General features: G+C 63.2%; 23 protein-coding genes. 20 read left to right on the top strand and 3 right to left on the bottom strand.

Going from position 1 to position 24,639, the window contains the following annotated elements; all coding sequences use genetic code 11:
• The first annotated feature begins 73 nt into the window (after positions 1 to 73).
• The 9 genes from purC (at position 74) to FHR70_RS17405 (ending at position 7,670) form a co-directional block, all read left to right on the top strand.
• Positions 74 to 880 carry a phosphoribosylaminoimidazolesuccinocarboxamide synthase gene (gene purC / locus FHR70_RS17445; protein WP_183452464.1) on the top strand — a complete coding sequence of 269 codons (807 nt, stop codon included), beginning with the start codon at positions 74 to 76 and terminating at the stop codon, positions 878 to 880.
• Between the two features lie 790 nt (positions 881 to 1,670).
• On the top strand, positions 1,671 to 2,210 hold the full coding sequence (locus FHR70_RS17440) for a hypothetical protein (RefSeq protein ID WP_183452462.1): 540 nt from the start codon (positions 1,671 to 1,673) through the stop codon (positions 2,208 to 2,210).
• 65 nt (positions 2,211 to 2,275) lie between these two features.
• Entirely contained in the window at positions 2,276 to 2,515 is a 240-nt protein-coding gene (gene purS, locus FHR70_RS17435; protein ID WP_183452460.1) for a phosphoribosylformylglycinamidine synthase subunit PurS, read from the top strand.
• Between the two features lie 10 nt (positions 2,516 to 2,525).
• Positions 2,526 to 3,224: a phosphoribosylformylglycinamidine synthase subunit PurQ gene (purQ, locus tag FHR70_RS17430; RefSeq protein WP_183452458.1), complete on the top strand. Its 699-nt coding sequence runs from the start codon at positions 2,526 to 2,528 to the stop codon at positions 3,222 to 3,224.
• Positions 3,225 to 3,413: 189 nt separating this feature from the next.
• Entirely contained in the window at positions 3,414 to 5,624 is a 2,211-nt protein-coding gene (gene purL, locus FHR70_RS17425) for a phosphoribosylformylglycinamidine synthase subunit PurL (RefSeq protein ID WP_183452456.1), read from the top strand.
• 40 nt (positions 5,625 to 5,664) lie between these two features.
• Positions 5,665 to 5,901, top strand: a complete 237-nt coding sequence (locus FHR70_RS17420; RefSeq protein ID WP_183452454.1) for a BolA family protein — start codon at positions 5,665 to 5,667, stop codon at positions 5,899 to 5,901.
• Between the two features lie 45 nt (positions 5,902 to 5,946).
• A complete protein-coding gene (grxD, locus tag FHR70_RS17415; RefSeq protein WP_183452452.1) occupies positions 5,947 to 6,282 on the top strand; it encodes a Grx4 family monothiol glutaredoxin in 336 nt (111 codons plus the stop codon).
• Positions 6,283 to 6,472: 190 nt separating this feature from the next.
• Positions 6,473 to 6,790: a hypothetical protein gene (locus FHR70_RS17410; protein ID WP_183452450.1), complete on the top strand. Its 318-nt coding sequence runs from the start codon at positions 6,473 to 6,475 to the stop codon at positions 6,788 to 6,790.
• A 142-nt stretch (positions 6,791 to 6,932) separates the two neighbouring features.
• Positions 6,933 to 7,670, top strand: coding sequence for an adenylate/guanylate cyclase domain-containing protein (locus tag FHR70_RS17405; RefSeq protein WP_183452448.1), 738 nt, complete (start codon positions 6,933 to 6,935; stop codon positions 7,668 to 7,670).
• On the opposite strand, the gene tlpA is transcribed toward FHR70_RS17405, so the two are convergent.
• Positions 7,667 to 8,278, bottom strand: coding sequence for a thiol:disulfide interchange protein TlpA (gene tlpA, locus FHR70_RS17400; RefSeq protein ID WP_343058835.1), 612 nt, complete (start codon positions 8,276 to 8,278; stop codon positions 7,667 to 7,669). The two genes, FHR70_RS17405 and tlpA, sit on opposite strands and share 4 nt — an antisense overlap.
• Here tlpA and lptM point away from each other — a divergent pair.
• Complete coding sequence (lptM, locus tag FHR70_RS24110) at positions 8,277 to 8,726, top strand: LPS translocon maturation chaperone LptM (protein WP_246408262.1); 450 nt, start codon at positions 8,277 to 8,279, stop codon at positions 8,724 to 8,726. The genes tlpA and lptM overlap by 2 nt on opposite strands.
• Positions 8,727 to 8,735: 9 nt before the next feature.
• Positions 8,736 to 10,004, top strand: coding sequence for a diaminopimelate decarboxylase (gene lysA, locus FHR70_RS17390; RefSeq protein WP_183452442.1), 1,269 nt, complete (start codon positions 8,736 to 8,738; stop codon positions 10,002 to 10,004).
• A gap of 269 nt (positions 10,005 to 10,273) precedes the next feature.
• Here the strand turns inward: lysA and FHR70_RS17385 are convergent, their stop codons facing one another.
• Both FHR70_RS17385 and FHR70_RS17380 read right to left on the bottom strand, forming a co-directional pair.
• A complete protein-coding gene (locus FHR70_RS17385) occupies positions 10,274 to 13,570 on the bottom strand; it encodes a cadherin domain-containing protein (RefSeq protein ID WP_183452440.1) in 3,297 nt (1,098 codons plus the stop codon).
• Between the two features lie 365 nt (positions 13,571 to 13,935).
• Positions 13,936 to 15,921 (bottom strand): M10 family metallopeptidase C-terminal domain-containing protein, encoded by a 1,986-nt coding sequence (locus FHR70_RS17380; RefSeq protein ID WP_183452438.1) that lies wholly within the window; start codon positions 15,919 to 15,921, stop codon positions 13,936 to 13,938.
• A 242-nt stretch (positions 15,922 to 16,163) separates the two neighbouring features.
• Between FHR70_RS17380 and FHR70_RS17375 the strand changes: the two genes are divergently transcribed.
• The 9 genes from FHR70_RS17375 (at position 16,164) to FHR70_RS17335 (ending at position 24,638) form a co-directional block, all read left to right on the top strand.
• On the top strand, positions 16,164 to 18,767 hold the full coding sequence (locus FHR70_RS17375; protein WP_183452436.1) for a TIGR02302 family protein: 2,604 nt from the start codon (positions 16,164 to 16,166) through the stop codon (positions 18,765 to 18,767).
• 75 nt (positions 18,768 to 18,842) lie between these two features.
• On the top strand, positions 18,843 to 19,034 hold the full coding sequence (locus FHR70_RS17370; protein ID WP_183452434.1) for a twin transmembrane helix small protein: 192 nt from the start codon (positions 18,843 to 18,845) through the stop codon (positions 19,032 to 19,034).
• A gap of 204 nt (positions 19,035 to 19,238) precedes the next feature.
• Positions 19,239 to 19,838: an acyloxyacyl hydrolase gene (locus tag FHR70_RS17365; RefSeq protein ID WP_183452432.1), complete on the top strand. Its 600-nt coding sequence runs from the start codon at positions 19,239 to 19,241 to the stop codon at positions 19,836 to 19,838.
• Between the two features lie 25 nt (positions 19,839 to 19,863).
• Positions 19,864 to 20,439 carry a cob(I)yrinic acid a,c-diamide adenosyltransferase gene (locus tag FHR70_RS17360; RefSeq protein ID WP_183452430.1) on the top strand — a complete coding sequence of 192 codons (576 nt, stop codon included), beginning with the start codon at positions 19,864 to 19,866 and terminating at the stop codon, positions 20,437 to 20,439.
• Positions 20,440 to 20,450: 11 nt separating this feature from the next.
• Entirely contained in the window at positions 20,451 to 21,158 is a 708-nt protein-coding gene (locus tag FHR70_RS17355) for a rhomboid family intramembrane serine protease (RefSeq protein ID WP_183452428.1), read from the top strand.
• Positions 21,159 to 21,261: 103 nt separating this feature from the next.
• A complete protein-coding gene (locus tag FHR70_RS17350; RefSeq protein WP_183452426.1) occupies positions 21,262 to 22,011 on the top strand; it encodes an electron transfer flavoprotein subunit beta/FixA family protein in 750 nt (249 codons plus the stop codon).
• Positions 22,012 to 22,025: 14 nt separating this feature from the next.
• Complete coding sequence (locus FHR70_RS17345; RefSeq protein WP_183452424.1) at positions 22,026 to 22,970, top strand: electron transfer flavoprotein subunit alpha/FixB family protein; 945 nt, start codon at positions 22,026 to 22,028, stop codon at positions 22,968 to 22,970.
• A 73-nt stretch (positions 22,971 to 23,043) separates the two neighbouring features.
• Positions 23,044 to 23,925 (top strand): 3-hydroxybutyryl-CoA dehydrogenase, encoded by an 882-nt coding sequence (locus FHR70_RS17340; RefSeq protein WP_183452422.1) that lies wholly within the window; start codon positions 23,044 to 23,046, stop codon positions 23,923 to 23,925.
• A gap of 143 nt (positions 23,926 to 24,068) precedes the next feature.
• The gene (locus FHR70_RS17335; protein WP_183452420.1) at positions 24,069 to 24,638 is read left to right on the top strand and encodes an HNH endonuclease; all 570 of its coding nucleotides are present in this window, start codon (positions 24,069 to 24,071) and stop codon (positions 24,636 to 24,638) included.
• Position 24,639: the final 1 nt, after the last annotated feature.

The following is a 24,639-nucleotide window of genomic DNA, read 5'->3' as shown; positions in this document are numbered from 1 at the left end:
AAACCGAATCCACTTTTCCGCATGATGCTCTGGCCGCGGATCTACAAAATGACCATCCCAGGAGCCACGGCACATGGATTTTCTCAAACCACGGTACACGCCTATGAATCGTCGCCGTCGCATCTATGAGGGCAAGGCGAAGGTCCTCTATGAGGGCCCCGAACCCGGTACGCTCATCCAGCACTTCAAGGATGACGCCACCGCTTTCAATGTCACCGCGAATGCTAAGAAGCATGAAGTCATCGACGGCAAGGGTGTGCTCAACAACCGGATCTCGGAATACCTGTTCCAGCATCTGAACGACATCGGCATCCCGACCCACTTCATCCGCCGCCTCAACATGCGCGAGCAGCTGATTCGCGAGGTGGAGATCATTCCGCTGCAGGTCGTGGTGCGCAACGTCGCGGCAGGCTCCCTCGCCACACGGCTGGGCATCGAGGAGGGCACGCAGCTTCCCCGCTCGATCATCGAATTCTATTACAAGAACGATGCACTCGGCGACCCGATGGTCTCGGAAGAGCATATCACCGCCTTCGGCTGGGCCTCCCCGCAGGAGATCGACGACATCATGGCCCTGGCCATCCGGGTCAACGACTTCCTGTCCGGCCTCTTCCTCGGCGTCGGCATCCGCCTCGTGGACTTCAAGCTGGAGACCGGCCGCCTCTGGGAGGGCGAGATGATGCGCATCGTCGTGGCCGACGAGATCTCCCCGGATTCCTGCCGCCTTTGGGACATCAAGTCCAAGGACAAGCTCGACAAGGACCGGTTCCGCCGGGACATGGGCGGGCTGGTGGAGGCCTATACTGAGGTCGCCCGCCGGCTCGGCATCCTGTCCGAGAACGACAACCCGGTCACGGGCGGTCCGCGCTTGGTCCAGTAGGCACCCTGTCGGCCTGAACATGCAAAGCCCGGCCCCGTGCCGGGCTTTTTGCCGACCGGTCGGGACCCTAAAGCATCGGACGTGAATTCGAACTCACGTTCGATGCATCTTTTCACGCAAAACCGGTGTCCACTGTTGCGTTCGATGCTCTAACGTCCTGTTGCTTCCGGAAGGGCGGCGATGCGACCCTCGAACCCTCGCCGCTGTCATCTCTGCGCAGGCGGGGGATCCATAACGGCTGACATCTCAAGAGAAGGCGAGCGGCATCGCGCCTCTTTCTGCGCCGTCGGCGGCTTTGGATCCAGGATCGGCTTCGCCGTCCGGGATGACGCGGGTGGTTGGCCTCTCAAAGAGCAGCACCTTTGGGCCCGCAGCGTGAGCTGCGAGCCTTTCAGGTTTGTCGAGGGTGGCGCGATGGGCAGCCCGGCTCGCTCTGTGTTGGAAGATGTAAGAGCCGAACTGCTCTTCGCGCACGGTTTGTTTCAGCGGACCTGGATCAAGCCAGGATCGGCCACCCGCGATCACAGGGGTGCGAGCCCTGCGGCGGGACCGTGCCTGCTCCCACACTGCGACGCCTCGCGAGCGCGCCCCTCGATAGGAGCAGATCTAAGCAGCCTTATAGCCCAGGTTAGGAGGATTGTCAAGAACAAATCAGGAACGCAAATCCTGCCGCCGCACTGTCATTTCCACATCGTCATGGTCGGACCGAGCCCGGGGATGAAACGAACGATGGCACAGTCGGTATCGGTGCTCTTCCCCTCCTGGCCCATTTTGCGCATAGATAAAAGTCATGTCCTTCCGCCTGTTACGTCCCCGCCTTCTGTTCCTGGCCGTTGCTCTGTCGGTCGCAAGCTGCGGCTACATCCCCCGGCAGGTCGCGGGCCTTTCAGCCGATGCATCCTGGGATGCTCTTCCCCTGCGCAAATGGCTGGCCGAGGATCGGGCTGAGCCTGTTGCGCTCGCCTTCTGCGCTCCACCCGAATGCGCCCCTGGCCTCGCGGTCAGTATCGTGCGCCTGACCGGTAAGGACGCAGCCGTCACGGAAGCGGTCCTGAAGGATCCGGAACGCCTAGCCCGGGCGCTTCGCTCACCCGTTGGCAGGGGCAAGCCTGTGAAAACCAACATCGCGGTCGCGCGCCTGACAGACGACCGCTTCCCTGGCTTTGCCATCGACCTCTCCCCTGCCGATGGCAGCAAGCGCCCGGCCTATGGCGCGGCTTTCGGCAAGCGCGAAGGCGAGGCCCTGTCGGTGGTGCTGGTGATCGGCGAGCATGCGGATGCTGTGCGTGAAACGGCCAAGGAGGTCGCTGCCCGCGAATTAGGCTCCTGAACCCGTTGTCTCTTGCGGCTAAATTCTTTATGGCCTTGGCCAAATCTTAACAGCCCGAGGCCCCCATGAAAGCGCGTGTCACAGTGACCCTCAAGAACGGCGTTCTCGACCCTCAAGGCAAGGCCATCGAAGGCGCGCTCAAGTCGCTGGGCGTCGAGGGCATTGACGGCGTGCGCCAGGGCAAGGTCTTCGACATCGAGCTCGGAACCACCGACAAGGCCCAGGCCGAGGCCCAGCTCAAGGCGGCCTGCGAGAAGCTGCTCGCGAACACCGTCATCGAGAATTACCGCGTCGAGATCGCGTGAGGCGAACAGCATGAAATCCGCCGTCATCGTCTTCCCCGGCTCCAATCGCGAAGGCGATATGGTGCGGGCTCTTACATTGGCCGGCTCCGACGCCCAGAAGGTCTGGCACGCCGAAACCGAGCTGCCGAAGGGCACCGACCTCGTGGTGCTTCCCGGCGGCTTCTCCTATGGCGATTACCTGCGCTGCGGCGCCATCGCCGGTCGCGCCACCGTGATGGATGCGGTGCGGGCGCACGCGGCCTGCGGAGGCCTCGTGCTCGGCGTCTGCAACGGGTTCCAGATCCTGTGCGAGGCAGGCCTTCTGCCCGGCATCCTGATGCGCAACGCGAACCTGAAGTTCATCTGCCACCGCCAGTACCTGCGGGTCGAGCGCACCGACACGGCGTTCACCCGCAACTACACCAAGGGCCAGGCCATCGATGTCTGCGTCGCCCACGGCGAGGGCAACTACACGGCCGACGAGGAAACCCTGAAGCGCCTGGAAGGCGAAGGCCTCGTGGCTTTCCGCTATGCGGATGCTCAAGGCCACATCACGCAGGATGCCAACCGCAACGGCTCCATGAATTCGATTGCTGGCATCTATTCCGACAAGCTCAACGTGCTCGGCATGATGCCCCATCCGGAAAACCTGATCGAGGATCTCGTGGGCGGCACCGATGGGCGCGGCCTATTCGAGAGCCTCGTGTCGAGTTTCCCCAAAGCGGCTTGATGCAACAGCGGGAATGAACACCCCGCAACCCTCATCCTGAGGAGCAGCCGTGAGGCTTGCGTCTCGAAAGGAGGGTCAAGAGAGCACTGGATCCTCCTTCGAGACGGTTGCTGAAGCGACCTCCTCAGGATGAGGGCAGAAGATGATCACTCCCTTTTCTTCTGAAGAGGGTAACAATGCGAGACCCCGATGATCCGCAACGACGTCGCCATCACCCCGGAGCTGGTCAAGGAGCACGGGCTGAAACCCGATGAATACGAGCGCTTCGTGACCCTGATCGGCCGCGAGCCGACCATCACCGAGCTCGGCATCGTGTCGGCCATGTGGAACGAGCATTGCTCGTACAAGTCCTCGCGCATCCACCTGCGCGGCCTGCCCACCAAGGCGCCGTGGGTGATCCAGGGACCGGGCGAGAACGCGGGCGTGATCGATATCGGCGACGGGCTCGCCTGCATCTTCAAGATGGAGAGCCACAACCATCCGTCCTTTATCGAGCCCTATCAGGGCGCGGCCACGGGCGTGGGCGGAATCCTGCGCGACGTGTTCACCATGGGGGCGCGGCCCATCGCGTCGCTGAACTTCCTGCGCTTCGGCGAGCCGGATCACCCGAAGACCCCGCACCTCGTCTCGGGCGTGGTGGCGGGCATCGGCGGCTACGGCAATTCCTTCGGCGTGCCGACGGTCGGCGGCTCCGTGGGCTTCGACAAGCGCTACAACGGCAACATCCTGGTCAACGCCATGGCGGTCGGCCTCGCCCGCACGGACGAGATCTTCTACGCGAAGGCCACCGGCGTCGGAAACCCGATCGTCTATCTCGGCTCCAAGACCGGCCGCGACGGCATCCACGGCGCCACCATGGCGTCGGCCGAGTTCGACGATGCGTCCGAGGAGAAGCGTCCCACCGTGCAGGTGGGCGACCCCTTCGCCGAGAAGCTGCTCTTGGAAGCCTGCCTCGAGCTCATGAAGTCGGGCGCGGTGATCGCGATCCAGGACATGGGTGCTGCGGGCCTCACCAGCTCGGCGGTCGAGATGGGCGCCAAGGGCAATCTCGGCATCGAGCTCGACCTCGACAAGGTGCCCTGCCGCGAGGAGGGCATGACGGCCTATGAGATGATGCTGTCCGAGAGCCAGGAGCGCATGCTCATGGTCTTGAAGCCCGGCATGGAACAGGAGGCCGAGGCGATCTTCCACAAATGGGGCCTCGACTTCGCGGTGATCGGTAAGACCACCGACACGCTCCGCTTCGTGATCAAACACCAGGGCGAGGTGAAGGCCGACCTGCCGATCAAGGAATTGGGCGATGAGGCGCCTCTCTACGACCGCCCCTGGGTCGAGAGCCCCAGGCAGCCCGTGATCGCACCCGACAGCGTGAAGGCGCCGATGTCCGAGGCCGAGGCGCTCCTGAAGCTCGTCGGCTCGCCGGACCAGTGCTCCAAGCGCTGGGTGTGGGAACAGTACGACCACCTGATCCTCGGCAACACCGTCCAGACACCCGGCGGCGATGCCGCCATCGTGCGGGTCGAGGACGGACCGAAGGGTCTGGCGCTTACCACCGACGTGACTCCGCGCTATTGCGAGGCCGACCCGTTCGAAGGCGGCAAGCAGGCGGTGGCGGAGGCCTGGCGCAACATCACGGCTGTAGGCGGCCTGCCGCTGGCGTTGACCGACAACCTCAACTTCGCCAGCCCCGAGAGGCCCGAATCCATGGGCCAGTTCGTCGGCTGCGTGAAGGGCATCGGCGAGGCCTGCAAGGCGCTCGATTTCCCTGTGGTGTCCGGCAACGTGTCGCTCTACAACGAGACCAACGGCCAGGGCATCCTGCCAACGCCTGCCATCGGCGGCGTCGGCCTCCTCGACGACGTGACGGTGAACGCTTCCGTCGCCTTCAAGGCCGAGGGCGAGGCGATCATCCTCATCGGCGCGACAGAAGGCTGGCTCGGCCAGTCGATCTACCTGCGCGACGTCTGCGGCCGCGAGGAAGGCGCCCCGCCGCCGGTGGATCTCGCCCAGGAAAAGCGCAACGGCGATTTCGTGCGCCAGCTCATCCGCTCCGGCCAGGTCAAGACCGTCCATGACCTCTCGGACGGCGGCATCGCGCTGGCCTTGGCCGAAATGGCCATGGCGGGCGGCGTGGGCGCCGAGATCACGGCCTTCCCCGAGGGTCTGCCCCTCCACGCCTTCCTGTTCGGCGAGGATCAGGCCCGCTACCTGATCGCCGTCGACGAGGACGTGGCGGCCGACATCCTCTACGAGGCAGGTGCCATCGGCATTCCGGCCGTGACCCTGGGGCTGACCGGCGGCGATGCGTTGATTCTGCCGGGGCAACAGGCCATATCGGTGAAGCAATTGAAGGCGGCCCACGAGGCGTGGCTGCCGAACTACATGACCGGCAAAGCGTGACCGGCAAAGCGTGACCGGAAGGTCCTGAGGAGTTTGATTCATGCCAATGAACGCCCATGAAATCGAAAGCATGATCAAGGCCGCCCTGCCGGATGCGGTTGTGGAGATCAAGGATCTGGCGGGCGACGGCGACCACTACGCCGCCACCGTCACGTCCTCGGCCTTCAGGGGCAAATCCAGGGTTCAGCAGCACCAGCTGGTCTATGCCGCGCTGCAGGGCCACATGGGTGGCACGCTGCACGCCCTTGCATTGACGACGCTGGCACCCGACAATTGAAGCACGAACCCGGCGCCTTGACCGCCGGGGGTGAAGGAGCATCCCATGGCTGACGCCAACCAGATCATCGACAACGAAGTGAAGTCCAACGACGTCGTGCTGTTCATGAAAGGCACGCCGCAATTCCCCATGTGCGGGTTCTCGGGCCAGGTGGTCCAGATCCTCAACTACCTCGGCGTGCCGTATAAGGGCGTCAACGTGCTCGAGGACGAGACGGTCCGCCAGGGCATCAAGGACTATTCCAACTGGCCGACCATTCCCCAGCTCTACGTGAAGGGCGAGTTCGTCGGCGGCTGCGACATCACCCGCGAGATGTTCCAGGCCGGCGAGCTGCAGCAGCTCTTCGCCGACAAGGGCATCCAGGTTCAGCAGAGCGCCTGATGGCGCCACCTGCAGGAATTGATTGAGGCGGGGCCGATGCCCCGCCTTTTTCGTTTAGCCCCACTAGAGCAGGGGCGTCTTATGTCGCATTCCTCAAATGGCTCCGTTTCCGGCAGAATGTAATTTCTGACTGAATCGAAGCTGCTGCCGACAACAACCAGAATGCAGCGGCTGGAATTGGGGGCATTCCATGCTGGAACCGGAGACGAACGTCGTTGCCTTCAAGCCGCGCACAGCCGTGGCGCATCACCCTAAGAGCCTCATGGAGCGGGTCTATGCCGCTGGCTCTCTCCCCTTGAGGGCTGACGACCGCGCGACCAAGGCGGTGGCCGTGATGCTGCAGGCCTTAGGCTTCCTGGTGATCGAGGAGATCACAGCGGACGGCGCAACGCGCCAACTCCAGCGCGGGGAAACCAAAGGCGCCATGGACCGGCCGTGGCGACTTTCGAAGCCGGCCTTTTCCGGTACTCTCGGCGCTCCCGATGGCGGCGGAGCCTTCCCGACCTAACGCCAGAGCCGGACAATCCGGCTTATCCTTTGGCCGTTTCCATCCAAGGTGATATTCTCCGCAAGGTGGTATTGGCCTTTTGATGGCGAGGGATGGCGTAGAAACCCCGTCACTGGCCGCTCCGATTTGAAAGGGCTCATCCATGGCGCCCGTTCAAGCCCGAATCTGCAAGGGGTGCTGGCAGCAATTGCACATTCCCGTGCCCCTGCGCGGTCCGGCCTCCGTGCCGTTTCGAGCCTTCGGCATCCGCCCGAGCCGGATGAACCCGAACACCTGTACATTCTGCGAGCTCATGTTCACGCGCATCATGAAGGCCCGCAAGATTCCGGTCGACGTCTCCGTGCTGTTCGCGGACCTCAGGGGCTATACGGCGCTGTCGCAGTCGCTCACGCCCGATGCGGTCTCAGCGCTGCTCGATGCCTTCTACGATGAATGCGCGACGGCCATCTGGGACTATGACGGCCTCCTCAACAAGACCATCGGCGATTCCGTCATGGCCATCTTCGGCTTCCCGATTCAGCTCCCTAACCATGCCGAGAGCGCTGTGCGGGCGGCCAGGGAGATCCAGCGCCGCTGCGAAGCCCGCCGCAAGACCCTTCTGGCCGAGAACGGAGGCCTCGAGGGAAGCGAGCTCGGGGTCGGGATCGGCATCGACGCTGGCACGGCCAGCTTCGGGGAATTCGGCCGGGCGCATCGCGACCTGACCGCCATCGGGCCCGTGGTCAACACGGCCGCCCGCGCGCAGGCCGCGGCCGGAACGGGCGAGATCCTGGTGACCGGGACCGTGTGCGAACGGGCTGGGCAGGACCTCGTCAGGGGCGAAGGGCGGGACTACCATCTCAAGGGCATCGAAACGCCGGTGCAGCTCTTCGCCGCCTAAGAGCGATTCAACGCCGCCTTCACGAACGCGACCGCATCCGGCGAGGCCCACTCGGCCGGCCCTTTCAGCAGTGCGATCTCGCAGCCGGAGGCATCGACCACGAAGGTGGTCGGCAGCCCGACCACATGGCCGGACTTCTGCAGGACCTGCAGGAGCTTGCCCTCGGGATCGGCATGGTAGGCGAGGTTCGCGATGCCGTTCTCCTTGAGCCAGGCCTTCGGCTTTTCCCGGTTGCGGGTGTCCACGTTGATGGCCACCACCTGGAAATCCGGCCCGCCCAGCTCCGCCTGGAGCTTGTCCAGCGCCGGCATCTCCTCCCGGCACGGCACGCACCAGGTCGCCCAGAGATTGACCAGGATGGTCTTGCCCTTGAAGTCGGCAAGGCTCATCGGCTTCTCATCGGGACCCGTGAAGGCGATCACCGGAGGGGGCTTGGGAGCGCTGCTCACCCCGACGGCCGCCACCTCGCCCCTGGCCAGAGGCTTCAGGCGTTCCGTCGTGGCCTTTGCGGCCCGGCACTCAGCCACGCCGGTTGCCAGGGGATCGCGGGGAGCAAGGCCATACCAGGCTGCACCGGCCCCGGCGAGGACAAGTGCGGCGAGGCCCATGAGCCAGGTTCTTCTGGATTTCACTGCATTCGACATGACCCGTGATGTGGCGCTTTTCGGTTCCGGCCTCAAGCCCGGAATGGTTGAGCGGATCCGACGGCAGGTCACAATCCTGTGGCGGCAAAGCCTTGTTGTCTTTCGCACCTTCCCTCTCGCATCTGAAACTGCTTCCCGTTATGGTGCCGCCACGTTTCGGAGCCTCTCGATGTCGTCCAGCCTGTCTCTCGCCCGCATGGTCATGGTTGCGGGCCTTGTTACGTTAAGCCTTTCGGCCTGCGGCCGCCGCGGCGCGCTTGAGGCGCCGCCAAGCGCCTCGGCACCCGCGGCGCAGCCGGAGAGCACGGTCAGCGACACCGCCCTGCCCTCTCCCGTCGGGACGCCCCGCTCCTCGCCGCGCCAGGGCTACACGATTCCGAATAAGTCCTTCATTCTCGATCCGCTGCTTTAGGCCTTTTCGATGCATCACTTTGCCTATCGCGACGGCGTCCTCCACGCGGAGGGTGTCGATCTGCGCCGCCTCGCCGATGAGGTCGGCACGCCGTTCTATTGCTATTCCAGCGCCACCCTGGAGCGGCACTACCGGGTCTTCGCCGAGGCCTTTGCCGACACCGATGCCCTCGTCTGCTACGCCATGAAGGCGAACTCCAACCAGGCGGTGCTGCGGACGCTCGGCCGCCAAGGCGCCGGCATGGACATCGTGTCCGAGGGCGAGCTGCGCCGGGCGCTTGCCGCCGGCGTGCCGGGGGAGCGCATCGTGTTCTCCGGCGTCGGCAAGACCAAGGCCGAGATGGCTTTTGCGCTCGAGAGCGGTATCCTGTGCTTCAACGTGGAATCGGAGCCCGAGCTCGAGGCGCTGTCCGAGGTCGCGGTCTCCAAGAGCATGCAGGCTCCCATTTCGATCCGCATCAACCCGGACGTGGATGCCAAGACGCACGCGAAGATCTCCACCGGCAAGTCCGAGAACAAATTCGGCATCCCGATTTCCCGCGCCCGCGAGGTCTATGCGCGGGCCGCCGCCCTGAAGGGCATCGCGGTCACCGGCGTCGACATGCATATCGGCAGCCAGATCACGGACTTGAAGCCCTTCGACAATGCCACCGCGCTGCTGGCCGAGCTCGCCCGCGATCTCATGGCGGACGGGCACAAGCTGCATCACATCGATCTCGGCGGCGGTCTCGGCGTGCCCTATCGCGAGGACAACGAGCCCCCACCCGATCCGCAGGCCTATGCTGCGATCATCAAGCGCCACACCAGGGATCTCGGCCTCAAACTCGTATTCGAGATGGGTCGCATGATCGCCGGCAATGCGGGCGTGCTGATTGCCCGGGTGATTTACGTGAAGCAGGGCGCCGACAAGCCTTTCGTGATCGTCGATGCGGCCATGAACGACCTCATCCGCCCGACGCTTTACGAGGCGTATCACGACATCAAGCCGGTGGTGGAAGCCTCCCCCGACACGCCGCGCATCGTCGCCGACGTGGTCGGCCCCGTCTGCGAGACCGGCGATTATCTGGCCCTCTCCCGCGACATGCCTCAGCTGAAAGCCGGCGACCTCATCGCCATCATGACGGCTGGCGCCTACGGGGCGGTTCAGGCCAACACCTACAACACCCGTCTTCTCGTGCCCGAGGTGCTCGTGCGCGGCGACGATCACGCGGTGGTGCGCCCGCGTCCGACCTACGAGGATCTGATCGGGCTCGACAGGGTTCCCGGCTGGCTGGGCTGAGACATCACGTTCAGACTCAAACAAAAACCCCGGCGTTCCTCACGCCGGGGTTTTTGTTTCATGAGACGTTGCCCTAAAGCATCGGACGTGAATTCGAACTCACGTTCGATGCTTCAAGTTTTTGGTTCGACGTATCTTTCCGCGTGAAACCGGTGCCCACTTTTGCACTCGATACTCTAGAGCCTCTTTCGGCGAATTGGATCCGGTTCGCCGTCAAAGAATGCGACAAATCCCGAAGGAGAGACGATTCCGCGCAAGTGGAAGCAGCTCTAGATCACGAAGAAATCCTTCTCCGTCAGCCCAAGGCCTTTCTTGAGCGTGGCAATCTTCACCTGTGCCCCGCGACCCGTGCCATCGGCATCGTAGTAGAGCGCACCCGAGGCCTTATCGTACACAATCCGGTCTGACGAATCGTGAGCGGCCTTGCCGGTCCAGAACATGCTCTTCGCCAGTTTGCCGGGCCTGTCTTCAGAGCCCTTGCCGATCTTGGTGAACACCGCGTTGTCGAGCCAGATCGAGTCGTCCTTGACCACGAAGTCGTTGATCTTGTCGACGTTGGTCCTCTTGTTCGTCTTGGTCGCGAACACGAAGATATCCTTGCCGCTGTTGCCCGTGAGGGTGTCATTGCCGAGCCCGCCCCAGAGCGTGTCGTGGCCAAGGCCTCCCCCGAGCGTGTCTTTACCCACGCCGCCCTTGATCACGTCGTTGGCTGCGCTGCCGCTCGTGCTCTCAACCCCCACATCATTCACCGTGATGGTGACGACGCGATCGTTGGAGAGGCCGCCCGCCGTCGCGCGGACAGTGAAGGTATAGGCTTTCGTCTGCTCGTGATCGAGAGCGACGCCGTTCTTCACCTTGAGCTCGTTGCCGGCGATTTCGAATGGTGCGTCGCCTGCGCCGACGAGCGAGTAGGTGATCGCCTGACCGTTGCCGTCCTGCGCCGAAAGCGTGCCGACGGGCGTGCCGTCCACTGCCAGTTCATCGATCCTGTCGTTGGAGAGTGTCGGCTGCGACGGCGGCCGATCCGCGATGGTGGCATTAACCCTCACCACGGCATGAACAGGCTGCCCGCCATCGGTGACGGTGACGGTGAAGGTTGTCTCCTCGCCCAGGCCTACAGGTCCGCTCCTGTCCCTCGGATCGAATTGAAGAGCGTTCAAAGCGTTTCTTACATAAGGCGGCGAGCCTGTGACCGTGTAAAGACCCGTGCCGGGATCGTAGGTGCCTCCGGCCTGTGCGATGAGCGTGCCTTTGGCTTTGTCGTCGAGCGCCACCGTAACCGTGAGGGAACTCGTATCGCGATCATCGATGACCATGTCGGCGAAGGGCGAGAGGAGGCCCGTGTCGGCCATCTGCTGGGCGCCAGCCGGCACTCCGTCGATGACGGGCGCCTTGTTCTCGCCACCTCCCGTTGGGAGTGCGATGTCGACCTGCACGCCGAACGTGCTTTGCGCGCCGCCCGCATCGGTGAGGGCCACCATGATGTCGCGTTGCTTGGCGACGAAGCTCCCAGAGGCCGTGTTGACGTAGGCCAAGGCACGCACGATCGCGGTAACCATGGCGGATGTGGCGTCAGCCTCGAAGCTGATCAGCAGGCCATTCTGCCCCGAACCGTCCCGATCGAGCATTCCGGCGAGCGCGCCGTTCACGAAGACCTGATTTCCGGAAACGGTCACGCCATCCTGCTCGACAAGGCTGAGCCGGTCCTCACCAGCCACGCGATTGGTAATCTTGACCGAAAGAGAACTGAACCGGCCGAGATCCTCCGTGACCACGGCGGCCGCATCGGTGTCGAGCCGGGCCATGCCGCCGACCAGCGCCTTGCTCTGGTCGCCATTGAAGCCGGCAATCTGCGGCAGAGCATTGGTGTGATTGCCGTTCCCGTCGATAACGGTATCCACACCCTGGCTGAAAAGCTGGATCAGCTCGTCCTGAGTGAAGTTCCGGCTGTTCACGAGCTCGACCGTGTCGCCGGAACTCGCGCTTCCGTCGATGAGGAGAGCGGTTGCGACGCTGTCGACCGTCACGTTGTAGTTGACGTAGTCCGGCAGGAGGATCTTCTCGATCCCGGTGATCGTCATGTTCTGCAGGCTGTAATTTTCGCCGGTGAAGAGTTCCAGAACGTCGTCGTTGCCGGCGCCGCCATCGATCGTTTGAAACTGATCGAGACGTGCCATATTCGTCACGATGCGATCGTTGCCGCCCGTTCCGACCAGAGCCTCGAAGCGGAGAAGTTCTGTGGGGAGCGTCAGGTCGATCGTTCCCGTCCAGGTCATCTGAAGGGTGTCGTCCTCTCCACCTCCATCCAAGATGTCGCCCTCGGACAAGCCGCCCTGTTCAACCTGCAGGGTTTCTTTCTCTATCGTGCCCGTTGCAAATTCCGCTGCACTCGTGACCGCCTCGACAAGGGTTGGCGTAAAGATTCTCTGGGATATTCCGGCTGCGGGGTCGCCACCCTGGTTTATGTGTTGCCAGGTGACCACCCAACGCCCGTCCGACAATGCAACGACCTGCGCAAGTTCATTCTTAGCGCTACCCAGCCACGCGGGCACAACCATGTCGGGTCCGGACGTCAAGCCATCATTCGTATAACGGCGCTGGTGAACGTCACTGCCTGACGCCCAGGTGATCACCCAGCTTCCATCCTGATGCACCGCTACATGAGGGTCTGCCTGCGGTCCTTCTGTCGTCGCGTTGACGACCTGCGTTTCACCCGCGATTCCGGAGGCATTATAGCGCTTGAAGAAGATGTCGTTCGAGCCGTCGGCGCCGACTCCGTACCAGACGACCAGCCATCCGCCGTCGGGCAAGGTCGCGACCTGCGGCGCAGTTTGCATGCCGCGGGCATCCGTGACGATCTCGGTGGAAAGAGGCGTTCCGTTGGCGCTGTAACGGCGCATGGAGATATTCGCCGTGGAGTCGAAGGGACCTTTGTCGACCCAGGTCACGATCCAGCTGCCGTCTGCGAAGGTTGCAACGTCGGCATAGGCCTGCGACCCTGCCGGATCCTCGTTCACCCGCTGATTGCCCGCAGCGATGAGAGCCTGCCCGCTTGCGCTGAAGCGCTGCTGATAGATGCCGTAGCTTGCTCCATCGCCAGCGTGCCAGGTGACAAGCCACTCGCCGTTGGCCAAGGCGGTCATTTCGATGTTGTTGCTTTCCTCGGCAGGAAAACCGGGGTTCACAACACTTGACGTGATCGCCTGCTCCACGCCTTGTGAGTTGTAGCGCTTCTGGTGAATCACGCCTCGGGCATCAGTTCCGAGATCCATCCAGCTCACCACCCAGCCGCCATCGGAGAGGCCCGTGACGGCCGACCATAGTTGGTCTCCCTCCGTCAGGGCATTGATCAGGCGGTCTGCAGGAGCGCCGGCGGACGTGAATTGCGGTTCCCCAGCGGCATTGTAGCGTTGCATGTAGATGCCGCTTCCGTTGCCATCCAGTCCGGACCAGGTCACCACCCATCCTCCATCGCTCAGTCGCGCGATGGTCGGATGAGTTTGATTATCCTGGGTCAGCGTATTGACCTGCTGCTCGTCCCCGCTGCGTAGCACCGTAAAAGCCATGGTACCCCCCTGCTTCCCAATTCGAGCTGTGCCGCTCTCAAGCCCGCTTCCGACGGTGTCAGCCAGAAGTCCTATCAAGCAACATGGCTTAATCTATATAACGTATCAACAAGTACTTTAGGAATATGTGCAGGCGCTCCGCGGAAAGCGGGGTGAGATGTGCAGGGCTACAGCCCAGGCAGCGGAGATCGCCTTCATTTGAAGCACGGATATGCTCCGATACTCCGCTCATCCACTTAGTTATACATTGTTACATTAAGCTTTGTGGCTGCTCATCCTTGCGGCCCAGCCTATTCCTGTAACGCGACAGGGGAGCCGGCTGGCTCCCCTGTTTCAACCGATGCAGTCATGGTTTGGCCCTCGGCTTAGATTACGAAGAACTCCGTGGCCTTCAGGCTGAGCCCCTTCTTCAACAAGGCGATCTCGACCGCAGCCTTCGCGCCTGAACCGTCGGCATCGTAGGACAGGGTACCGGTCTTCTTGTTATAGATCAGGTAGTCGTCCTTGTCCTTGGCCTTGTCGCCGACCCGGAAGAACGAGCCCTTGAGCGCGGCCGGGGCGGTGGCGGAGCCCTTCTTGCCGAGCTTGGTGAAGACCTTGTTGTCGAGCCAGATCGTGTCATCCTTCACGCTGTAATCCGAGACGACGTCGAGGTTGGTCTTCTTGTTCGGCTTGGTGTCGAAGACGAAGATGTCTCGTCCGGCCTCGCCCTTCAGAACATCCTTGCCTGCGCCCCCGTAAAGCCAGTCATCCCCTGCTCCGCCGGACAGGCTATCGTTGCCGGCCAATCCCTTCACGACATCGCTGCCGGATCCGCCCTTCAACCTGTCGTTCCGCTTGGTGCCCGTGACCAGGTCGACGAGGTCTTTCAGGTCGAGCGCAAAGTTTCGGGAGAACGAGTTCTCCCCATCGGACACGGTCACGCGAAAGGAGCGATGAGCCGCGTTCTCGTAATCGAGCTTCACATCATCGACCACCACGACGTTGAAGCCGCCCCTGCCGTCGGAAACGAGATCGAACAGCTCCGCGCTGTCATCCGACAGGGTGAAGGTGACGTCATCGCCATCCTCGTCCATGCCGGTGAGCCTCCCGACGACCGTCCCGGCACCAGCCCCTTCGTTCACTGCCATAGGTGCGAAAGCTTCGACCGGACGGTCATTCACATCGTCGATGTCAAGCTGGAGGATTTCCGACACCGACTCGTTGATCCCGTCGGACACGAGCACCTTAAGGAAGTGGTGATCATCGTTCTCATAGTTGAGAACAGCTCCTTCCCGCAGGACGATGTTGATCCGATTGCCGGCGGTATCCTCGACGAGTTTAAACAGGTGGGCACTGGCGCCCGCCAAGCTATAGCCGAGCGGGTCCCCATCATCATCCGTTGCTTCGATTGTACCGACGATGGTCCCTGCCCGCGCATTCTCGCGCACACTGACTGCAGTGACGGTCACGTCCGGCTCGCTGTTGGCGATGCTGAGACTGCACTCTTCTGTGACCGTATTGATCCTATCGGACACGGAAACCGAAAAAACCGGGGGATCCAGTTCGTCGTATGTCAGATCGGCTCTTACGGTGACGTCGCCGTTCGAATCGACACTGAAGAGCCCCGCATCCTCACCGGTAAGCGTGTAAGTGAACGCCGTGCTGTCCGAATCCTCGACTGTAACATGGCCAACTATCGTGCCGGCCCGAACGAACCTGCCGAGTTGGACGCTCACCCAGTTAACAATAGGCTCCTCGTTCTCGACGAGGTTCAGATCGAACGTGTCCTCGTAGGTCTCGGAGCCGTGGGTGATCTCCACGGTGAAATGATCGTGCGCCTCATTTCCGTATTCGAGCCATTCAATCAACTGATCGACGACGACACTCCAGGTCCCATCCTTGTTGTCGATCAGATCGAAGATCGCCTCGCTCTCATCCGAGAGCTGGTAGGTCACGATATCATTGTCAGGATCGTCCGCGACGAGGGTGTAGACGACCGTTCCCGGCCCCGCACCTTCGACGACTTCCTTATCATCGGGAGCAATGTAAGGCCGCTCGTTCACATCGGTGACATCGATGAGGGCTGACAGATCATCCACTGGAGTGCCCCCGCTGGGGCTTGTGCTCGTCGCCTTGATGGCCAGAGCAAATTGCGTCGGCCCGTCCTCGAAATCGAAGCTCACGCCTGCCTTCACAACGAGTTCATAGATTCCATCGTCATCCGTATCGACGATCTCAAATCGTGAATCGTCCAGCGTGAAGGCAAATGTCTCATTCTCTCCACCGCCGACGATGCTGAGGGTACCGACCTGGTGGCCTTCAGTTGCGTCTTCCGGAACGGTGGTGGATGTCAGAACGATCGTCGCCATGGTCTGCCCCAGGGAAAAGTGTTATTGAGTTTCAAATTACTTTGCATGTATCGTTATAAACTCCCTTACGTCAAGCGAAATGGCCACCTGAGCGGTCCCCGGAGAGCCATCAAGTTAGCGCGTCACCCCCTCACCTCTTCTTGAAGCGCCGCGCGCAATTGACCGCTGGTCCCTGGAGCCTTCCGTGCTAGCTTTTCGTTAGGGGGTCATCTGCACATCCGGTGCAGCGGGAGACTTGTTGCATGAGTGAAGGCCCGAACCCGACACCTGGGCAGAGCCGCCTGAACCAGCGGTTCGGACGCCTTGTGACTCATGCGCGCTGGTCGCTCTGGTGGGAGGAGGCCTGGCCCCGGCTCTGGCTGCCGCTCGCCATCGTCCTGGCATTCCTCACCCTGTCATGGTTCGGCCTCTGGCTCGATCTGCCTGTCCTGTGGCGGACGATCGGGCTCAGCCTGTTCGCAGGAGCCTTCCTTCTCTCACTCTGGCCCGTCTTAAGCCTGAGGATACCGAACCGGGCGCGGGCGCTCGACCGCCTCGACCGGGAGACGGGTCTTGCCACCGGCCCGGCCAGGGTTCTGGATGATTCCCTCGCCCTGGGCTCCACCGATCCGGGCACCCGGGCGCTCTGGGCGCTCCACCGCAAGCGCGCCGAAGAGGCCGTGAGCCGGATGCGGGTGGGCCTGCCGCGGCCCGACATGCCCCGGCGCGACCGCTATGCCGTCAGAGCAGCGGGTCTGCTCGCCCTGGTGACGAGCGCCTTCGTGGCCGGTCCCGAGATCGGTTCGCGCCTCGCCGCCGCCTTCGACTGGCGGGATCCGGAGACCGCAGCGGCCTCCTTCCGCATCGACGGCTGGATCGATCCGCCTCTCTATACCCGCACCCCGCCGCTCATGATCGACCTCGCCCGCGGGCAGAACCTGCGGGCGCCGGTCCATTCGACGGTGGTGATCCGCATCGCCGGCGAAGGCAGTGCGGAGGTCAAGCCGGGCAAGGGCCTCACGCCTCTGCCCCCGAAGGCCGGCCAGCGCACCGACATGCGCGAGGAGCGCTACAAGCTCGAAGGCTCCAGCGAGCTCACCGTCAGCACGGGCTTTGCCCAGAGCGTGACGCTGACCATCGAGGCCATTCCCGACCGGCTGCCGGAGATCGCCTTCACGACGCCGCCCGAGGTGAATGCGCGCGGCACCTTCACGCTCTCCTATAAGGGCAAGGACGATTACGGCATCACCGCGCTCGAAGGCATCGTGGAGAAATCCGACAACAGCCGGGGCCGCTCCCTCGTGGCCGCGCCTCAGCTGACCCTGGCGCTCCCGAGCCACGAGGAGAACGCGCCGGACACCAAGTCCCCGGTCGACCTCACCAACCATGCCTGGGCCGGGGCCCCGGTGACGATCCAGCTCAAGGCCAAGGACGAGGCAGGCCAGGAAGCGCTGAGCGAGAAGATCGCCTTCACCCTGCCGCAGCGCCCCTTCACCAACCCGCTCGCCAAGGCTCTGGTGGAACAGCGGCGCAACCTCGTGCTCGCTCCCGACGACCGCAAGCGCGTGCAGGTGGCCCTCGATGCCCTGCTGATCGCCCCGGAGGAATTCACCCCGCAATGGGGCGTGTTCATGGGGCTGCGCCAGGGGGCGGAGCGCCTCCGGGTCGCCAGGACCGATCAGGATCTGCTCGATGTGGCCGACTGGCTCTGGGCCATGGCGCTGCAGATCGAGGATGGCGGGCTCTCGGACGCGGAGCGGGAGCTGCGCGCGGCCCAGGATCGCCTGAAGGAGGCGATGGACCGGGGCGCAACGGACGACGAGATCCGCCGCCTGACCGAGGAGCTGCGCCAGGCCATGGATAAGTTCCTGCGGGAATTCGCCCAGCGCATGCAGCAGAACCAGCAGCAGTCGCAGAACCAGAACCAGCGCAATCCGGACCGAATGATCTCGCAGGACGATCTCAACCGCATGCTGCGCCAGATGGAGGAGGCCATGCGCCGCGGTGACGTGGCCGAGGCCCAGCGTCTGCTCGAGCAGTTGCGCAACATTCTCGAGAACCTGCAGACCGCCCAGCCCAACAGCCGCATGACCGACCCACTCGGCCGCGAGATGAACCAAGCCATGCAGGACATGGAGGACATGGCGCGCGAGCAGCAGAACCTGCGCGACGAAACCTTCCGCGAGGGCCAGAACCGGCGCATGCAGCAGGGCGACCGCAACGGCCAGCGCCAGCAGGGTCAAAGGCAGGGCCAACGCCAGCAGGGACAGCGTCAGCAGGGCCAGCAAGGCGAACAGGGCGAGGGCCAGGAGCAGGCTGAGAACGGTCAGGCAGGGCCGGACCAGGATCCCCTGGGTCTCAGACAGCGGCAGCAGGCTCTGAGGGAGCGTCTGGAAGAGTTGCAGCGGCGCATGCAGGGCATGGGCATGCAGGGCGAGCAGGGGCTGGGCGAGGCCGAGCAGGCCATGCGCGACGCTGAAGGCGCTCTCGGCCAGGGCCAGGACGGCCCGGCGGTCGATGCCCAGGGCCGGGCGCTCGAGAACCTCCGGCGCGGCATGCAGGGCATGGCCCAGCAGATGCAGCAGATGCAGCAGGGCGAGGGCCAGGGGAACGAGCAGGCGGGCGACCAGCCGGGCCAGGGCAATCCCCAGGGCAACCAGCAGGCGGGCCAGCGCGACAACGATCCGCTGGGACGCCCCTTGCGCAACCGGGACTTTTCAGACGGCCGGGTCGAGGTGCCCAGCGCGGGCGCATCACCGGCGCAGCGCGCTCAGAAGATCCTGGAGGAGTTGCGGCGCAAGCTGGGCGATCCAAGCCGTGCACAGGAGGAACTCGAATATTTCGAGCGGCTGCTGCGCAGAAACTGACGCCAGGGTCAATGCGCCCCTTGTCTCTCCGATAGGTTCGGGCCACGGTCGCCCGAACCTTCTCATGGAATCACGATGTCCGGTTTTGTCGATCTGCTTGTGCCGATAGCCGTTGTCGCTGTCGCTGTCGTCCTGCTTCTCGGCCTTTTCAACATGCTGCGCGGCGGCAATGCCAATCGGTCGCAGCATCTCATGCGGTTGCGCGTACTGCTTCAATTCATAGCCATCATCATCATCATGGGCGTGATCTGGTGGAGAGCCGCTTGAGCATCAAAGGCTTTCCCATCCGTGAGATCCCGCAATGCGGTTCACGGTGTCATTCATAAGCGTGGACAACCGGCATCATCCGCCAGGATAATGTTCCGGGCTTCTCCGTATTGACACTTTTTCGCCACGGTTTGTATTAAGAGATCGTTAGCCATAACGGCGTAGCCTGTTGGCCTTGATTTTTATTGAGTTATGGACCTTTTAATGCGCACCAGCCCGGCCCTAGGCCTGAGCCTTCTGGTCCTGTTGATGGGATCGGCAGGCGCTTTGGGCTCCGATTTCAACCGACAGGCCACCCCTTCCCCAGGGGCATACCAATCGAGCATCCTATCGGAATTCCGGTTCGGATTGTCCGCTCAGGATCCATGGGGACGAGAGGGACGCGACGGGTCGGCCAACCTGACCGGCGAGATCCTTTTCGACAAGCCTTTCACCGCATCGGACCTTTTCACCAGCTATTTCATTCCCCGGCCGCATATCGGCGGCAGCCTGAATTTCGACGATCGCACCAGCTTCGCCTATGCTGGCCTGTCCTGGACGATCGACGTCACGCCGAACATCTTCGTCGAGGGCAGCTTCGGCGGCGCTATCCACAACGGCAAGGATTCCTCCCATCCGCTTGCGGAGGATCGCCAGTCCGTGGGCTGCTCGCCCCTGTTCCGGGAATCCGGTTCGGTGGGCGTACGGCTCTCCGCCAACTGGAGCGTGATGGCGACCATCGAGCACCTGTCCGATGGTGGAACCTGCTCGGATGAGAATAGAGGCTTGACGAATGTCGGCGCACGGGTTGGGTATTCGTTTTAACGAGTCCTAATCTGTCAGGCCTTTCATGGTCGTTCTGAACCGCATCTACACCCGCACCGGCGACACGGGCACCACGGCGCTGGCCGCCGGCGGGCGCCGCCCCAAGCACGACCTTCGCATCGAGGCCTATGGCACGGTGGACGAGACCAATGCCTGCATCGGGCTCGTTCGTCTTCATACCTCCGGCCATGATATCGATCCGATGCTCGGCCGCATCCAGAATGATCTGTTCGATCTTGGGGCCGATCTCGCGACGGTCGAGACGGACAAGCCCCTCCCCTACGAGCCCCTGCGCATCACGCAGGCCCAGGTGGACCGGCTCGAGCAGGAGATCGATCGCCTCAATAACGAATTGTCGGTGCTCCGCTCCTTCGTGCTCCCGGGCGGAACGCCTGCCGCCGCAGCGCTCCACCTCGCCCGCACGATCTGCCGTCGCGCGGAGCGCCATGTGGTCGAGCTGACGGAGAAGCCGGACGAGAAGGTCTCACCGGAAGCGGTGAAATACCTGAACCGACTGTCCGACTTTCTGTTCGTCGCATCCCGCTATGTCAATGATAAGGGCGCGCTCGACGTTCTGTGGGTGCCGGGACAGAACCGGTAGGAAACAGCGCCATGTTTCTCCCGCTTCACGACGGCGTCCCGCTCAAGAACATGAAGACGCCGCTCGCGACGCGGTTCCTGATGGGCCTCTGCATCGTCGCCTATCTCGTCACCTTCTATGCCCCGCCGGGTCCTGATGCGATGGTGGGCGGCTTGGGCTTCATCCCCGCGGTCCTGTTCGGCACGGAAGTGCTGCCCGAGGGCTATCCCTTCGTGCCCGTGGAGCTGACACTGGTCACGAACATCTTCCTGCACGGATCGCTGTTTCATCTCATCGGCAACATGCTGTTCCTGTGGGTGTTCGGCGACAACGTGGAGGATGCCATGGGGCATTGGCGCTTCATCGCGTTCTTCCTGCTCTGCGGAGCGGCAGCGAGCCTGGCTCATGCTTACATAACGCCAGAGCCGAACCGGCCCCTGATCGGAGCCTCCGGGGGCGTCTCGGGCGTGGTCGCCGCCTACCTGATCCTGTACCCGCGGGTGAAGATCTGGGGCCTCTTTCTCAAGGGCATTCCGCTGCACCTGCCGGCCTATTGGACCATCGGCTTCTGGTTCGCGCTCCAGTTCATCGCCGCCTTCCTGGGTGGAGACGACAGTGTCGGCTGGTTCGCCCATCTTGGCGGCTTCCTCGTCGGCGCTATTCTCATCCCCTTCATGCGCCGCCGCTACGACCCCGTGCTCGCCCGCGTCCAGGCGCAGGAACTGCAAGCGCCGCGTTGACAATCGGGTGTTGGCCGCTAGGGTCCCATCCGCCTTTTTCCTATATGTCCGGAGGGCTGGTTTTCAGCCATATCCGGCTCTGACCTTTGGTGAGGACGGACGAATGAAGCTTCTTGTGTGTGTGAAGCGGGTTGTGGACTACAACGTGAAGATCCGGGTGAAGCCGGACGGCTCGGGCGTGGAACTCGCCAACATCAAGATGTCCATGAACCCCTTCGACGAGATCGCCGTCGAGGAGGCGGTGCGCCTCAAAGAGCAGGGCAAGGCCACCGAGATCGTGGCCGTGTCCATCGGCCCGCAGCAGGCCGGCGAGACCATCCGCACCGCGCTCGCCATGGGGGCCGACCGCGGCATCCTGGTCAAGACCGACGCCACCGTCGAGCCGCTCGGCGTCGCCAAGATCCTGGCCAAGGTGGTCGAGCAGGAAAAGCCCGACCTCATCATCATGGGCAAGCAGGCCATCGACGATGATGCCAACCAGACCGGCCAGATGCTGGCAGCCCTCCTGGGCTGGCCGCAGGGCACCTTCGCGTTCAAGGTGAATGTCGGCGAGGGCTCCATCGACGTCACCCGCGAGGTCGACGGCGGCCTGCAGACGCTGGCGTTGAAGCTGCCGGCCATCGTCACCACGGACCTGCGCCTCAACGAGCCGCGCTATGCATCCCTGCCCAACATCATGAAGGCCAAGAAAAAGCCGCTCGACGAGACCTCTCCCGAGACGCTCGGCGTCGATGTCGCCCCCCGCCTGAAGGTGCTCAAGACCGCCGAGCCCGGTGGCCGCAAGGCCGGCGTGAAGGTCGGCTCCGTGGCCGAACTGGTCCAGAAGCTCAAAGTCGAAGCCGGCGTGCTCTAAGAGGATTGAAGACAATGACCACATTGCTGTTTGCCGAGCACGACAACGCTCACCTCAAGGACGCCACCCACAAGGCATTGTCCGCCGCGAAGGCGCTCGGCGCGCCCGTCCACGTGCTGATCGCCGGCGCCAACGCCCGTACGGCGGCCGAGGCTGCTTCCAAGCTCGAGGGCGTGGAGAAGGTGCTGCTGGCCGAGAGCCCGGCCTACGAGCACCAGCTCGCCGAGCCGACCGCAGCGCTCATCGTGTCGCTGGCCGGTTCCTATGATGCCCTGGTGGCGCCCGCCACCAGCAAGGGCAAGAACGTCATGCCGCGCGTGGCGGCGCTGCTCGACGTGATGCAGGTCTCCGACATCACCAAGGTGGTGGCGCCCGACACCTTCGAGCGGCCGATCTATGCCGGCAACGCCATCCAGACCGTGCAGGCCACCGACGCCAAGAAGGTAATCACCGTGCGCACCGCGGCCTTTCCGGCGGCCGCCGAGGGCGGCTCGGCCACCATCGAGACGGTCAACGCCGCCGACGATCCGGGCACGTCTAGCTTCAAGGGCGAGGAGATCGCCCAGAACGACCGGCCCGAACTGACCTCGGCCAAGATCATCATCTCGGGCGGGCGCTCGCTCGGCTCGGCCGACGCCTTCAAGCAGTACATCGAGCCGATCGCCGACAAGCTCGGGGCGGCCATGGGGGCAAGCCGCGCGGCGGTGGATGCGGGCTATGCGCCCAACGACTGGCAGGTGGGCCAGACCGGCAAGGTGGTGGCGCCCGACCTCTACATCGCGGTGGGCATTTCAGGCGCCATTCAGCACCTGGCCGGTATGAAGGATTCCAAGGTGATCGTGGCGATCAACAAGGACGAGGAGGCCCCGATCTTCCAGGTGGCCGATTACGGTCTCGTGGGCGACCTCTTCACTATCCTCCCCGAACTCAAGGAGGAGTTGACCAAAGCCGGTCAATAAGGTCAGGAATAGTGACGGACCGGGCGGAACCTCCGCCCGGCCGCTTTGACGGTTGGATGCAGGCAGCAGATCGATGGGCATTGAGATCAAAACGGTTGGCGTGATCGGCGCGGGACAGATGGGCAGCGGCATCGCCCATGTCTGTTCGATCGCGGGGTTCAACGTCCGGCTCAACGATCTCGCCGAGGAGCGGATCAATACCGGCCTTGCCACGATCAACGGCAACATGGCCCGCCAGGTCTCCAAGGGAGCCATCACCGAGGCCGACCGGCAGGCGGCGCTCGAGCGCATCAAGCCGGCACGCTCCTATGACGACCTGGGCGCCTGCGACATCGTCATCGAGGCGGCGACCGAGAACGAGGAGGTGAAGCGCAAGATCTTCACCAATCTCTGCCCATCCCTCCGGCCGGACGCCATGGTCGCCACGAACACCTCGTCGATCTCCATCACGAGGCTCGCGGCCGCCACGGATCGCCCCGAGAAGTTCATCGGCATTCACTTCATGAACCCGGTGCCGGTGATGCAGCTCGTCGAGCTGATCCGCGGCATCGCGACCGACGACGCGACCTACGAATCGTCCAAGGAATTCATCCACAAGCTCGGCAAGACCTCGACGGCCGCAGAAGACTTCCCGGCCTTCATCGTCAACCGCATCCTGCTGCCGATGATCAACGAGGCGATCTACACCCTCTATGAGGGCGTGGGTTCGGTGGAAGCCATCGACACGGCCATGCGGCTCGGCGCCAACCATCCCATGGGGCCGCTGCAGCTGGCCGACTTCATCGGCCTCGACACCTGCCTGTCGATCATGCAGGTGCTGCACGAGGGCCTGGCCGATTCCAAATACCGCCCCTGCCCGCTTCTGGTGAAATATGTCGAGGCCGGCTGGCTCGGCCGCAAGACCAAGCGCGGCTTCTACGATTACCGTGGCGAGAAGCCGGTTCCGACCCGCTAAAAGTTCCCCTGCGGCAAGCCTGAATGCGCATCCACATCCTTGTGGGTGCGTCACAGACGTACCGCCTTTGATCTTCACAACAGCGTCACAGAGCCTATAGTCTAATCAGACGGGGTACTTCTCTTAATGGAAGAGGAGGTGAGGTGACGATACACGTCCAGCCTGTTGTGCGACCGGAGGCCTGCCCGGCCCTCGTGCTCAATGCCGATTACCGGCCCTTGAGCTACTATCCCTTGTCCATCTGGTGCTGGCAGGATGCGATCAAGGCGGTGTTCCTCGACCGGGTCAATATCGTGTCGGAATACGACAAGGTCGTGCGAAGTCCGACCTTTGAATTCCGTCTCCCCTCGGTCATCTCCTTGAAAACCTACGTCAAGCCGTCACGGCACCCGGCCTTCACCCGGTTCAACGTCTTCCTGCGCGACCGCTTCAGCTGCCAGTATTGCGGCATTCGCGAGGACCTCACCTTCGATCACGTCATCCCCCGATCCAAGGGTGGCCAGACCACCTGGGAAAACGTCGTCGCCGCCTGCGCGCCCTGCAACCTCAGGAAGGGGGACAAGCTGCCCCGCGAGGTGGAGATGTGGCCGAGACAGAGCCCCTTCGCCCCCACGATCCACGACCTCCACTCCAACGGCCGCCTGTTCCCGCCGAACTATCTCCACGACAGCTGGATGGATTATCTCTACTGGGACAGCGAACTGGAGCCGTAAG

Source organism: Microvirga lupini (assembly GCF_014191055.1).
Classification (GTDB): Bacteria; Pseudomonadota; Alphaproteobacteria; order Rhizobiales; family Beijerinckiaceae; genus Microvirga; species Microvirga lupini_A.
The sequence above is the reverse complement of the archived record's forward strand: the minus strand, read 5'-3'. Positions and strand labels throughout refer to the sequence as shown.